At 73.0% G+C, this 12,628-nt stretch carries 9 protein-coding genes and 1 riboswitch; of the genes, 6 read left to right on the top strand and 3 right to left on the bottom strand.

Annotated elements, in window-relative coordinates; translation table 11 throughout:
* Positions 1–75: 75 nt before the first annotated feature.
* Both ACZ7JA_RS17080 and ACZ7JA_RS17075 read right to left on the bottom strand, forming a co-directional pair.
* A complete protein-coding gene (locus ACZ7JA_RS17080; RefSeq protein WP_470808924.1) occupies positions 76–1,017 on the bottom strand; it encodes a sucrase ferredoxin in 942 nt (313 codons plus the stop codon).
* A gap of 129 nt (positions 1,018–1,146) precedes the next feature.
* A complete protein-coding gene (locus ACZ7JA_RS17075) occupies positions 1,147–2,406 on the bottom strand; it encodes a citrate synthase (RefSeq protein WP_351669554.1) in 1,260 nt (419 codons plus the stop codon).
* Between the two features lie 114 nt (positions 2,407–2,520).
* Between ACZ7JA_RS17075 and ACZ7JA_RS17070 the strand changes: the two genes are divergently transcribed.
* Positions 2,521–3,684 carry a citrate synthase/methylcitrate synthase gene (locus ACZ7JA_RS17070; RefSeq protein ID WP_470808922.1) on the top strand — a complete coding sequence of 388 codons (1,164 nt, stop codon included), beginning with the start codon at positions 2,521–2,523 and terminating at the stop codon, positions 3,682–3,684.
* Between the two features lie 163 nt (positions 3,685–3,847).
* Positions 3,848–4,927: a CobW family GTP-binding protein gene (locus tag ACZ7JA_RS17065; protein WP_470808920.1), complete on the top strand. Its 1,080-nt coding sequence runs from the start codon at positions 3,848–3,850 to the stop codon at positions 4,925–4,927.
* 27 nt (positions 4,928–4,954) lie between these two features.
* On the opposite strand, the gene ACZ7JA_RS17060 is transcribed toward ACZ7JA_RS17065, so the two are convergent.
* On the bottom strand, positions 4,955–7,411 hold the full coding sequence (locus ACZ7JA_RS17060) for a DNA gyrase/topoisomerase IV subunit A (protein WP_389447874.1): 2,457 nt from the start codon (positions 7,409–7,411) through the stop codon (positions 4,955–4,957).
* Positions 7,412–7,706: 295 nt separating this feature from the next.
* On the opposite strand from ACZ7JA_RS17060, the gene ACZ7JA_RS17055 reads away from it, so the two are divergent.
* From ACZ7JA_RS17055 to ACZ7JA_RS17040, 4 genes are all read left to right on the top strand, one after another.
* Positions 7,707–9,101 (top strand): M16 family metallopeptidase, encoded by a 1,395-nt coding sequence (locus ACZ7JA_RS17055; RefSeq protein ID WP_351669546.1) that lies wholly within the window; start codon positions 7,707–7,709, stop codon positions 9,099–9,101.
* The gene (locus tag ACZ7JA_RS17050; RefSeq protein ID WP_470808918.1) at positions 9,098–10,486 is read left to right on the top strand and encodes a M16 family metallopeptidase; all 1,389 of its coding nucleotides are present in this window, start codon (positions 9,098–9,100) and stop codon (positions 10,484–10,486) included. Before ACZ7JA_RS17055 ends, ACZ7JA_RS17050 begins: the two co-directional genes overlap by 4 nt.
* A 245-nt stretch (positions 10,487–10,731) precedes the next feature.
* Positions 10,732–10,895: riboswitch (cyclic di-AMP (ydaO/yuaA leader) on the top strand.
* Between the two features lie 12 nt (positions 10,896–10,907).
* Positions 10,908–11,663: a M23 family metallopeptidase gene (locus ACZ7JA_RS17045; protein WP_351669542.1), complete on the top strand. Its 756-nt coding sequence runs from the start codon at positions 10,908–10,910 to the stop codon at positions 11,661–11,663.
* A gap of 198 nt (positions 11,664–11,861) precedes the next feature.
* Positions 11,862–12,557 (top strand): GntR family transcriptional regulator, encoded by a 696-nt coding sequence (locus tag ACZ7JA_RS17040; protein WP_351669540.1) that lies wholly within the window; start codon positions 11,862–11,864, stop codon positions 12,555–12,557.
* The last annotated feature ends 71 nt before the right edge of the window (positions 12,558–12,628 follow it).

Below are 12,628 nucleotides of genomic sequence, written 5' to 3'. Positions count from 1 at the left end.
CGGCCCGGCCCCAGCCGGTGTGGCGGGGATCTCCCGACCGGCGCCGGACGAGGGGCGGGGGCCGGACCGCCGGGGTCAGCTCGCCATCGCCGTCTTCCGCACTTCGCGCACCGCGACCACGTCCATGCGCGCCGGCGCGCCGAGCACCGAGGCGCCGCAGCTCTCCGGGCGCGGCGGCAGGGACGCGCCCTGTGCCACCGAGACGCGCCAGCGGCGGCCGTCGGCATGGGCGACGGTCACCTCCCAGCGGGGCGCCCGGCCCTCGGTCCGCACGACGCTCAGCGCGCCGGCCCGGCGCACCCCCGCCACCGAGCGCACGGCCAGTTCGGCGGCCTGGCCGGGCCGCTCCCAGGCCGAGCAGCCGCGGCAGCCCTCCAGCACCACGCGCCCCTCCCGGACGCCGTGCAGGGCCGCCTCGACCGTGTGCGCCGCCACCCGGCCGTAGGCGTAGCCGTACGGCAGCACGAGCACTGTCGGCGAGAAGCGGTGACCACCCAGATGGGTGACCTCCCAGACGCCCCGCACACCGGAGGCGGCCAGCTCGGCGGCCAGTGGACGGCCGAGGAGGGCGCAGCAGCGGTCGCGCTTGCCGTTGGTGCAGACGAGCGCGAGCGGATCGCCGGTGTGCGGCTCGCCGCCGAGCGCCGTGCCGAAGGAGCGGTGGTCGCCGGCGCCGAGAGCGGCGAAGTCGAGGTCGAGCAGACCGCGCGGGTCGCACGTGGTGGCGCTGTGCAGCCACACGTTCCCGGGCACGGTGTGGGCCGCGTACACCTGCCGGGGCTCGGGGGTGCCCGGGTCGGCGTGCCGGCCGGGGCGCCGGACGAGGGCGACGCGGACGCCGGTTCCCTCGGCGGCGGCCTCCAGGGCGCGGCCGACAGCGGGGTCGAGGTGACTCGAAGTGAGCGCCTTCGCGCCCCACGGCCCGGACTGCTCCAGCAGCAGCCACGTCGTCGCCGTGGCCGCCGTGGCGGAAACGGGCTCGTCCAGGTCCTGGGAGACGGTCGCGCACCTACTCACAGAGGTGAGCCTAACCTGACTCCGTAGGGGGCGACTTCCGGCCGGGCCCGTGCCGCTCCCACGGCGGCACGGTCAGCCGTGCCGCGGCGGCTGCGCGGACACCTGGCCGCGGCCGCCGCACGGACGGCTTCACTCCGGCAGGGGCTGCGGGGGACGCGGGCCGACGTAGTGACCGCTCGGGCGCATGCGCAGCGGGCGTTCGCCGTACTCCTCCAGCGCGTGGGCGATCCAGCCCGCCGTGCGGGCGACGGCGAAGACGGTCTCCCCGGCGGAGGCGGGCATGCCGCAGGACGCGGTGAACACCGCGAGCGCCAGGTCCACGTTGGCGTGCAGCGGGGCGTGCCGGGCCGTCGTGGCGACGACGTCGCGGGCCGCCAGGAGCGCGGACTCCGCGTGCGGCACCTGCTCCAGTAGGCCGAACAGCACGCGCGCGCGGGGGTCTTCGCCGGAGTAGAGCCGGTGGCCCAGGCCGGGGACGCGCCGTCCCGCCCGCAGCTCGTCCGCGATCACGGGGACCGCGGTGCCCTGGTCCAGCACGTCGAGCAGCATCCGGTGGGCCAGGCCGCTGGCGGCGCCGTGCAGCGGGCCCTCCAGGACGCCGAGCCCGGCCGAGACGGCCGCGTACGCGTGCGCGCGGGCCGAGGCGGCGACCCGGACGGCGAGCGTGGAGGCGGCCAGGTCGTGGTCGGCGAGCAGGGCCAGGGCGGTGTCCAGGACGCGCAGCGAGGCCTCGTCGGCGCGGCGGCCGGTCAGCCGGGCCCACAGGCGGTGGGCCAGCGGACCGTCGTCCTCGTGGTCGTGCCGGACGGGCGGCAGCGCGGCCACGAGCGTGGGGATGAGGATGCGACCGGTACCGAGCACCGTCTCCTCGGAGAGGTCGAAACGCAGCGGGTCCTCGGCCGCCGCGGCGATGGCCGCCACCCGTAGCCGGTCGGCCGGGGAGGTGTGCTCCGGCAGGGCGTTCACGGCGCGGCGGGCGACCTCGACGGTCCCCTCCGGCGCGGTGAAGGTCGTGCCCGGTGTCATCCGGCCCGTCCACAGCCACTCCGCGACCTCCTCGTAGGAGTGGCGCGTGGCGAGTTCCGTGGCGTCGACGCCGCGGAAGTAGTAGCGATCGTCCTCGATGAGGGTGATGCGGGTCCGTACGGACAGGTCGCCCCCGGAGCCCGGACTCCCCGCGGCTTCCCGGCGGTTGCGCCGGGCGAGGGCCTCGACCTCCTTCGCGTCGAAGGTGCTGGCGCGGCCGCCGGGCTCCCGCCTGCTGCTGAGCAGGCCGCGGCTCACGTAGGCATAGACCGTCTCCGGCTTCACCCCGAGCAGTTCGGCGGTCTCCCGGGTGCTCAGCCTCCGCCCGGGCCGCCGGTCGGGAGCGGTTTCGTGATCGCGCATGGGGGCCACCGTAACCGTCGCTCCACATCTTGATGGGCTGACATTGACTCGATCAACGTTGACAGCCCGTGAGTCAAGCATGGACAGTCGGATCAAGTCCAGGAGGGAGACACCATGTCCGTCAACAGGACCGCACCCCGGGTCGAGGTGCCGCGTGGCCTCGCGGGGGTCGTCGTCACCGACACCCGCGTCGGAGACGTCCGGGGGATCGAAGGCTTCTACCACTACCGGCAGTACTCGGCCGTCGAACTCGCGTGCACCCGCGGCTTCGAGGACGTCTGGCATCTTTTGGTGCACGGGACCCTGCCGGAGCCCGGGCGCGCCGCGTCCTTCGCCGCCGGGACCGCGGGGCTGCGCCGGCTGCCCGATGAGGTCCGCGCGGCCCTTCCCGCGATCGCCGCGGCCGGGCGCGACTCCGGGCCGCTGGCCGGCCTGCGCACCGCGCTGTCCCTGCTGGGAGCCGCGCGGGGGTTCCGTCCGGTCTACGACACGGACCCGGACCAGCGCCGCGCCGACACCGTGGCCGCCTGCGCGGCCGTGCCCACGCTGCTCACCGCGCTGTACCGGCTCGGGCGGGGCCTCGAACCCGTGGAGCCCCGCGAGGACCTGTCGTACGCGGCCAACTACCTCTACATGCTCACAGGCGAGGAGCCCGACCCGCGGCGGGCCCGTGCGGTCGAGCAATACCTGATCTCGACCATTGACCACGGATTCAACGCGTCAACATTCACCGCGCGGGTCATCGCGTCCACCGGCGCCGACGTCGCAGCCTGTCTGACCGGAGCCGTGGGCGCCCTGTCCGGGCCGCTGCACGGCGGGGCGCCGAGCCGTGCGCTCGACACCCTGGACGCGATCGGAACCCCGGACCGGGCCGACGCATGGATCAGGGAGCGGGTGCTCGCCGGTGACCGCGTCATGGGCTTCGGCCACGCCGTCTACCGCACGGAGGACCCGCGCTCGCGGATGCTGCGGGAGATCGCCCTCGGCTTCGGCGGCCCGCGCGTCGAACTGGCCGTCGAGGTCGAACGGCACGTCGAGACGGTCCTCGCCGAGCTGAAGCCGGGCCGTGAACTGCACACCAACGTCGAGTACTACGCGGGCGTGGTCATGGAACTGTGCGGCCTGCCCCGGGAGATGTTCACCCCCACCTTCGCGGCGGCCCGGGTGGTGGGCTGGAGCGCCAACATCCTGGAACAGGCGGCGGACCCGAAGATCATCCGTCCGGTGGCACGCTACGTGGGCCCGGAGCCGCCGGTCGCGGTGCCACCCGCGGCCTGAGGTGACGAGGAGCCGCCCCCCGCGCGGCGTCCCGGCGCGTCCTGGCGCGTTCCGGCTCGCTCGTATCCTGGTGTCGCAGTCGATGCCCGAAACGATGCCCGCCATCCCGTCCGCGCACCCGGCGGCGAGCCGGTGTGCGCGTCCGTGTGAGAGAGGTCGCCCGTTGGGGAACAGCCCGGCGAACAGCCGCAGTCCGCAGATCCCGGTGGTCGTGCTCGCCGGCTTCCTGGGCTCGGGGAAGACCACGCTGCTCAACCACCTGCTGCACCACAGCGGAGGCAGCCGCATCGGGGCGATCGTCAACGACTTCGGCGCCATCGAGATCGACGCGATGGCGGTGGCCGGCGCCCTCGGCGACTCCACCGTCTCGCTCGGCAACGGCTGTCTGTGCTGTGCCGTCGACGCGAGCGAACTCGACGTCTACCTGGACCGGCTCGCCGCCCCCGCCGCGGGCGTCGACGTCATCGTCATCGAGGCCAGCGGACTCGCCGAGCCCCAGGAACTGGTGCGCATGGTGCTGGCCAGCGAGCACCCGGGGATCGTCTACGGCGGCCTCGTCGAGGTCGTGGACGCCGCCGAACTCGACGACACCCGCACCAGGCACCCCGAGATCGACCGGCATCTCGCCCTGGCCGACCTGGTCGTGGTCAACAAGCTGGACCGGGCGCCGGACGCCGACCGCGTGCTCGCGCTCGTCCGCTCGCTCGCCGGCCGTGCCGCGGTCCTCCCCGCCACCTACGGCCGCGTCGACCCGGAGTTCCTCTTCGACTGCCGGCCGAGCGAGGAGCGCATCGGCCAGCTCTCCTTCGACGACCTGCACGAACACCGCGAGGACGGCCACGACCACGCCGGCCACCTGCACACCGGCTACGACAGCCTCTCCTTCACCTCGGCGCCGCCCATGGACCCCCGCCGGCTGATGAGCTTCCTGGACAGCCGCCCCGAGGGGCTGTACCGGATCAAGGGATACGTCGACTTCGGGCCGTACGACACCCGCAACCGGTACGCCGTGCACGCCGTCGGCCGGTTCCTGCGCTTCCGGCCCGAGCCCTGGCCGCCCGCCGGTCCGCGCCGCACCCAGCTCGTGCTGATCGGCTCCGGCATCGACGCCGACGCCCTCCACAAGGAGCTGCAGGCGTGCGGCGACGACGCCCCGCACGCCGACGAGCACGGCATGTGGGGCGTCCTGCGCTTCGTGCCCGGCTCCGAGGAGGAACCGGGCACGGAGACGTACGAGGGGTAGCGCCCCCAGGGCGTGCGGCCGGGCGTCCTACGACACCGGTCCCGCGACCACCGCCACCGTCTTCGGCAGCGAGGTGCCCGAGCCGTCGCGGCGCGGGTCCGGCTCCGGGAGCGTCACCGGGGTGCCGTTCTTCTGCGCGGCCCGCGCCGGGACGGGGCCCGCCCAGGCCAGGGACAGGCAGTCCTCGCCCTTCAGGAACCGCTGGCAGCGCACGCCGCCGGTGGCGCGGCCCTTGCGCGGGTACTGGTCGAACGGGGTCAGCTTGGCCGTCGTCTGCACCGAGTCGTCCAGCGTGCCGCGCGAGCCCGCCACCGTGAAGACCGCGGCGTCGGCGGCCGGGTCGACCGCGGTGAAGGAGATGACCTTGGCGCCCTCGGTCAGCTTGATGCCGGCGATACCGCCGGCCGGGCGGCCCTGCGGGCGGACGATGGACGCCTGGAAGCGCAGCAGCTGCGCGTCGTCCGTGATGAACACCAGGTCCTCCTCGCCGGTGCGCAGCTCCACCGCGCCGACGATCCGGTCGCCCTCCTTGAGCGTGATGACCTCCAACTCGTCCTTGTTGGACGGGTAGTCGGGCACCACGCGCTTGACGACACCCTGCACCGTGCCGAGCGCCAGGCCGGGTGACGACTCGTCCAGCGTGGTCAGGCAGACCACCGTCTCGTCGTCCTCGAGGGACACGAACTCCGCGAGCGGCGCCCCGCCGGACAGATTCGCCGTCGCCGCCTCGGGGAGCTGCGGAAGGTCGACGACGTTGATCCGCAGCAGCCGGCCCGCCGAGGTGACCGCGCCGATCTCGCCGCGCGCGGTCGCCGGGACCACCGAGAGGATCACGTCGTGCTTCACGCGCTTGGCGCCGGCCGACTCGGCGAACGGCTGGTCGGTCGCCGTGCGGGCCAGCAGGCCCGTCGAGGACAGCAGCACCCGGCACGGGTCGTCGGCGACCTGGAGCGGCACGGCGGCCACCGGCGCGCCCCCGGACTCCAGCAGCACCGTGCGCCGGTCGGTGCCGAACTTCTTCGACACGGCGGCCAGTTCGGCCGAGACCAGCTTGCGCAGCTCCGCGTCCGAGTCCAGGATCCGGGTCAGCTCCTCGATCTCCGCGGTGAGCTTGTCCTTCTCCGCCTCCAGCTCGATGCGGTCGTACTTGGTGAGCCGGCGCAGCGGCGTGTCGAGGATGTACTGCGTCTGGACGTCGCTCAGCGAGAACCGCTCCATCAGGCGCTGCTTGGCCTGCGCGGAGTTCTCGCTGGACCGGATCAGCCGGATGACCTCGTCGATGTCGACCAGGGCGGTGAGCAGGCCCTCGACCAGGTGGAGCCGGTCGCGCTTCTTGCCGCGGCGGAACTCGCTGCGCCGGCGGACCACGTCGAAGCGGTGGTCGAGGTAGACCTCCAGCAGCTCCTTCAGGCCCAGCGTGAGCGGCTGGCCGTCGACCAGGGCGACGTTGTTGATGCCGAAGGACTCCTCCATCGGCGTCAGCTTGTAGAGCTGCTCCAGGATCGCCTCCGGCACGAAGCCGTTCTTGATCTCGATGACCAGGCGCAGCCCGTGCTCACGGTCGGTGAGGTCCTTGACGTCGGCGATGCCCTGGACCTTCTTGGAGTTGACCAGGTCCTTGATCTTGGCGATGACCTTCTCGGGGCCGACCGCGAAGGGCAGCTCGGTGACGACCAGGCCCTTGCGGCGGGCGGTCACCGTCTCGACGCTGACCGTCGCCCGGATCTTGAACGTGCCGCGTCCGGACGCGTACGCGTCGCGGATGCCGTCCAGGCCGACGATCCGGCCGCCGGTGGGCAGGTCGGGTCCGGGGACGTGCTTCATCAGCGCGTCCAGGTCCGCGTTCGGGTGCCTGATCAGATGGCGGGCCGCCGCCACGACCTCGCGCAGATTGTGCGGCGGCATGTTCGTCGCCATACCCACCGCGATGCCCGAGGAGCCGTTGACCAGCAGGTTCGGGAAGGCGGCGGGCAGCGCCACCGGCTCCTGCTCCTGGCCGTCGTAGTTCGGCGCGAAGTCGACCGTGTCCTCGTCGATCGACTCGGTCATCAGGCTCGTCGCCTCGGTCATGCGGCACTCGGTGTACCGCATGGCGGCCGGCGGGTCGTCGTTGCCCAGCGAGCCGAAGTTGCCGTGGCCGTCGACCAGCGGGACGCGCATCGAGAACGGCTGCGCCATGCGCACCAGGGCGTCGTAGATCGACGAGTCGCCGTGCGGGTGCAGCTTGCCCATGACCTCGCCGACGACGCGGGCGCACTTCACGTAGCTCCGGTCGGGGCGCAGGCCCATCTCGTTCATCTGGTAGACGATCCGGCGGTGCACGGGCTTGAGGCCGTCACGGGCGTCCGGCAGGGCGCGCGAGTAGATGACCGAGTACGCGTACTCGAGGTAGGAGCCACGCATCTCGTCCACGACGTCGATGTCGAGGATCCTCTCCTCGTACGAATCGTCGGGCGGCGGGGTCTTCGTGCTGCGGCGGGCCATCGCTGCCGGCTCCTCCAGATTTCTGTTCGCTCGGGGTTGACGGATCTGACGCGCACCATTGTGGACCGCGGCACTGACAAGCCGGGCCGCGACCCGGTCCCCCGCGGTCCGCCCCGGTGCCGGGAAGCCCTCCCACGGCACGCGGGACGCAGGCTACGCGATCCGCTGAGGTGATCCGCTGTGGGCGTACGTCCGGCGGGAACTTCGCCGAGGCTCCGCACGCTTGCATACAGTGGCAGGACCGGCAGGAAAACCGCGGTTTCCATCAACCGCCTCCGCTCGCGAAGGGACGTACATGCCCATGGGTCACACGACCACGGCCGAGGCAGGCTCCGGGGGCCTGACAGCGACCGAGCACCGGCTGGCCAACGGTCTGCGCGTGGTGCTCTCCGAGGACCACCTGACCCCGGTGGCGGCGGTCTGCCTGTGGTACGACGTCGGCTCCCGCCACGAAGTCAAGGGACGTACCGGCCTGGCTCACCTTTTCGAGCACCTGATGTTCCAGGGCTCCGGACAGGTGACGGGCAACGGCCACTTCGAACTGGTGCAGGGCGCCGGCGGCTCGCTGAACGGCACCACCAGCTTCGAGCGCACCAACTACTTCGAGACCATGCCCGCCCACCAGCTCGAGCTCGCCCTCTGGCTGGAGGCCGACCGCATGGGCTCCCTGCTGGCCGCCCTGGACGAGGAGTCCATGGAGAACCAGCGGGACGTCGTCAAGAACGAGCGCCGCCAGCGCTACGACAACGTCCCCTACGGCACCGCCTTCGAGAAGCTGACCGCCATGGTCTACCCGGAGGGCCACCCCTACCACCACACGCCGATCGGCTCGATGGCCGACCTGGACGCGGCCACCCTGGAGGACGCGCGCCAGTTCTTCCGGACGTACTACGCGCCCAACAACGCGGTGCTGTCCGTGGTCGGCGACATCGACCCGAAGCAGACCCTCGCCTGGGTCGAGAAGTACTTCGGCTCCATCCCCGGCCACGACGGCAAGCCCGCGCCCCGCGACGGCTCGCTGCCGGAGGTCATGGGCGGCCAGGTGCGCGAGGTCGTCGAGGAGGAGGTCCCGGCGCGCGCCCTGATGGCCGCCTACCGGCTCCCGCACGACGGCACGCGCGACGCGGACGCGGCCGACCTGGCCCTGACCGTGCTCGGCGGCGGCGAGTCCTCCCGGCTGTACAACCGGCTGGTGCGCCGCGACCGCACGGCCGTCGCGGCCGGCTTCGGCCTGCTCCGGCTGGCCGGCGCGCCCTCGCTCGGCTGGCTGGACGTGAAGACCTCCGGTGACGTCGAGGTGCCGGTGATCGAGGCCGCGATCGACGAGGAGCTGGCCCGGTTCGCCGAGGAGGGCCCCACGCCCGAGGAGATGGAACGCGCCCAGGCCCAGTTGGAGCGCGAATGGCTGGACCGGCTCGGCACGGTCGCCGGCCGCGCCGACGAACTGTGCCGGTTCGCCGTCCTGTTCGGAGACCCGCAGCTCGCCCTGACGGCCGTCGAGCGCGTGCTGGAGGTGACCCCCGAGCAGGTGCAGGAGGTCGCCAAGGCCCGCCTGCGTCCGGACAACCGCGCGGTCCTCGTGTACGAGCCGAAGTCCCCGGAGACCGTCGAGGACGCGGACGTCCCCGAGGACCCGGAGGCCGAAGCGACCGTCGAGGGCCGACACGACAACGAGGAGACGGCCAAGTGAGCGAGCTCGCCCCGATGGACTTCCACCCCCAGCCGCAGCCGGGCGAGGCCAGGCCCTGGGCGTTCCCGGCCCCCGAGCGCGGCACGCTGGACAACGGGCTGACCGTGCTGCGCTGCCACCGCCCCGGCCAGCAGGTCGTCGCCGTGGAGGTGCTGCTCGACGCGCCCCTGGACGCCGAGCCGACCGGCCTGGACGGCGTCGCCACGATCATGGCGCGGGCCTTCTCCGAGGGCACCGACAAGCACTCGGCCGAGGACTACGCCGCGGAGCTGGAGCGGGCAGGCGCCACGCTCGACGCGCACGCCGACCACCCGGGCGTCCGGCTCAGCCTCGAGGTGCCGGCCTCCCGGCTGGCCAAGGGCCTCGGCCTGCTCGCCGACGCCCTGCGCGCCCCCGCCTTCGCGGAGAGCGAGGTCGAGCGGCTGGTGCGCAACCGGCTGGACGAGATCCCGCACGAACTGGCCAACCCCTCCCGGCGCGCCGCCAAGGAGCTCTCCAAGGAGCTGTTCCCGGCCACCGCGCGCATGTCGCGCCCGCGCCAGGGCACCGAGGAGACGGTCGAGAAGATCGACGCGGCCGCGGTCCGCGCCTTCTACGACCGTCATGTGCGTCCCGCGACGGCGACCGCGGTCGTGGTCGGCGACCTCACCGGCACCGATCTGGACGCCCTGCTCGCCGACACCCTGGGCGCCTGGTCCGGTACCCCCGGCGAGCCGCGCCCGGTGCCGCCGGTGACCGCCGACGACACCGGCCGTGTCGTCATCATCGACCGCCCCGGCGCCGTCCAGACCCAGCTGCTCATCGGCCGGATCGGCCCCGACCGGCACGACCGGGTCTGGCCCGCCCAGGTGCTCGGCACCTACTGCCTCGGCGGCACGCTCACCTCCCGCCTGGACCGCGTGCTGCGCGAGGAGAAGGGTTACACCTACGGCGTGCGCGCCTTCGGGCAGGTCCTGCGGTCCGCTCCGGACGGCACCGGCGCCGCGATGCTCGCCATCAGCGGCTCCGTGGACACCCCGAACACCGGTCCGGCGCTCGACGACCTGTGGAAGGTGCTGCGCACCCTCGCCGCCGAGGGCCTGACCGACGCCGAGCGGGACGTCGCCGTGCAGAACCTGGTCGGGGTGGCGCCGCTGAAGTACGAGACCGCGGCGGCCGTCGCGAGCACCCTGGCCGACCAGGTCGAGCAGCACCTGCCCGACGACTTCCAGGCGACGCTGTATCAGCGGCTCGCGGCCACCGGCACGGTCGAGGCCACCGCGGCGGTCGTCAGCGCCTTCCCGGTGGACGGTCTGGTGACGGTCCTGGTCGGTGACGCGGCGCAGATCAAGGAGCCGGTGCAGGCGCTCGGCATCGGCGAAGTCACCGTGGTCGCCGCCGAGTAGCGGCCGGACGGCGCCACGCGCGCATGGGGACCTCGCGGCCGACGGGCCGTCAGGTCCCCATCGTGTGCGCGGTCCTTCGCGAAACCGGTGGGGCGCCCTTGTCCAGATGTCCGAATTGAGGCGGAGGTTGCCTGTCTGCCCTGTGGGATGCGCTACAAAAGCCCGGATCCGTTTGGGCGCCGGAGACCGGGCCGCTTAGCGTCATCCGGGCTGTCCGTCAGGCAGTGCGCCGCGCCCGCGGCACCGGACAGTCATCGCCGAGTCCCCGTACGGCGCGAGCCAGGGGAGCCGGGGACCCATCGCAGTCCCTGGGGTGAATCGGACGCCCGCGCGCGAGCGAGGGAGTCCGTAGGAGACCTTCCTGCTCCGAACCCGTCAGCTAACCCGGTAGGCGAGAGGGAAGGAAAGGACCAGCCACTTCATGGCGTTCATGTGCGCCTCCGGGAAGCACCGCAAGCCCGGCCGCGTCAAGCGCACCACCGCTCAGGCGGCGGGTGTCGCAGCCCTCACCACCACCGGCGTCATCGGCAGCCTCGCGGCCGCCCCGGCGTTCGCCGTGGAGAAGCCCGTCGAGCAGACCGGCCTCACGCCGGTGATCAGCGTGAGCGACCAGGTCGCCGAGCAGATCGACGAGCAGGCCGCCGCCCAGACGCAGGCCGCCGAGCGGCAGGCGGCCGAGGAGGCCGCCGTCAAGGCGGCCGCCGCCGAGGCGAAGAAGGAACGCGAGGCCGCGGCGCGCGCCGCCCGTGAGGCCGAGCGCAAGCGCCTGAACGCCTTCGTCGCCCCGATCGTGCACTCGTACGTCTCGACGGCGTACCAGGCCAGCAGCTCGCTGTGGTCGTCCGGCTCGCACACGGGCATCGACTTCCACGCCGCCAGCGGCACCTCCGTGCACGCGGTCGGCGCCGGCACCGTCGTCTCCACCGGCTGGGGCGGGGCGTACGGCAACCAGATCGTGATCCGGATGGCCGACGGCATGTACACCCAGTACGGCCACCTGTCCTCCATCGGCGTCACGGTGGGCCAGAAGGTGACCCCGGGCCAGCAGATCGGCCTGTCGGGCGCGACGGGCAACGTCACCGGCCCGCACCTCCACTTCGAGGCCCGTACGACGCCCGAGTACGGCTCGGACGTCGACCCCGTCGCCTACCTCCGCCAGCACGGCGTGCACGTCTGACGCCTCGCGCACGGACATCCGAAAGCCCCGGCTCACCGAGCCGGGGCTTTCGCCGTTCCCGGCGGTGTTCGCCGCTGTCCGGCCAAAAAATATTCATGGATTCCGGCCCGCCGTCGGAGATTCCGCTCCCTTGGAATAGAGTCACGAGTCAACGCGTCCATCGTCGGCGTTTCACGGGGATTAAGGCGGAGGTCGGTCATGCGTATTCCGGCGCATTCGGTGTGCACGGCGATCCGGGACGACATCGTCGCAGGCGTCCACGAGCGCGGCGGCCGGCTCACCGAGGAAGTCCTGGCCCGCCGCTACGGCGTCTCGCGCGTCCCCGTCCGCGAGGCCCTGCGCACCCTGGAGGCCGAGGGCTTCGTGGTGACCCGGCGGCACGCGGGCGCGTGCGTGGCCGAACCGACCGAGCAGGAGGCCGCCGACCTGCTGGAGATGCGCGTGCTCCTGGAGCCGCTCGGCGCCTTCCGGGCCGCCCAGCGGCGCACCGAGGCCCATCTGAAGGTGCTGCGCGGCCTGGTCAGGCTGGGGCAGGAGCGGGCCCGGCGGGGCGGCAGCGAGGATCTGCGCGCGCTGGGGGGCTGGTTCCACGAGACACTCGCCCAGGCCTGCGGCAGTCCCTCGCTGACGTCGATGCTGACCCAGCTCCGGCACAAGATCGCCTGGATGTACGCGGTGGCGGCCCCGCCGAGCCCGGTGGACTCCTGGACCGAGCACGGCGCGATCGTGGACGCGGTGGCGCGCGGCGACGGCGAACGCGCGCGTGCGCTCACGGCGCTGCACACCGAGCGCGCTACGGCCGCGCACCGATTGCGCTTTTCCGGTGGCGAGGGCCGCCCGGACCGTGTGAGGACTTCGCAACATGCCGTAAACATGTCGGGCCGGCGGCATTAACACGGGCACCGTATACAAAGAGGGGGGAATTCCGTGGCGCGGTATTTCCGCTGCCCGATTTCCCGCGCGCC

It is taken from the genome of Streptomyces sp. NPDC038135, assembly GCF_055601245.1.
Note: the sequence above shows the minus strand (reverse complement) of the source record. Positions and strands in the feature narration are given on the sequence as shown.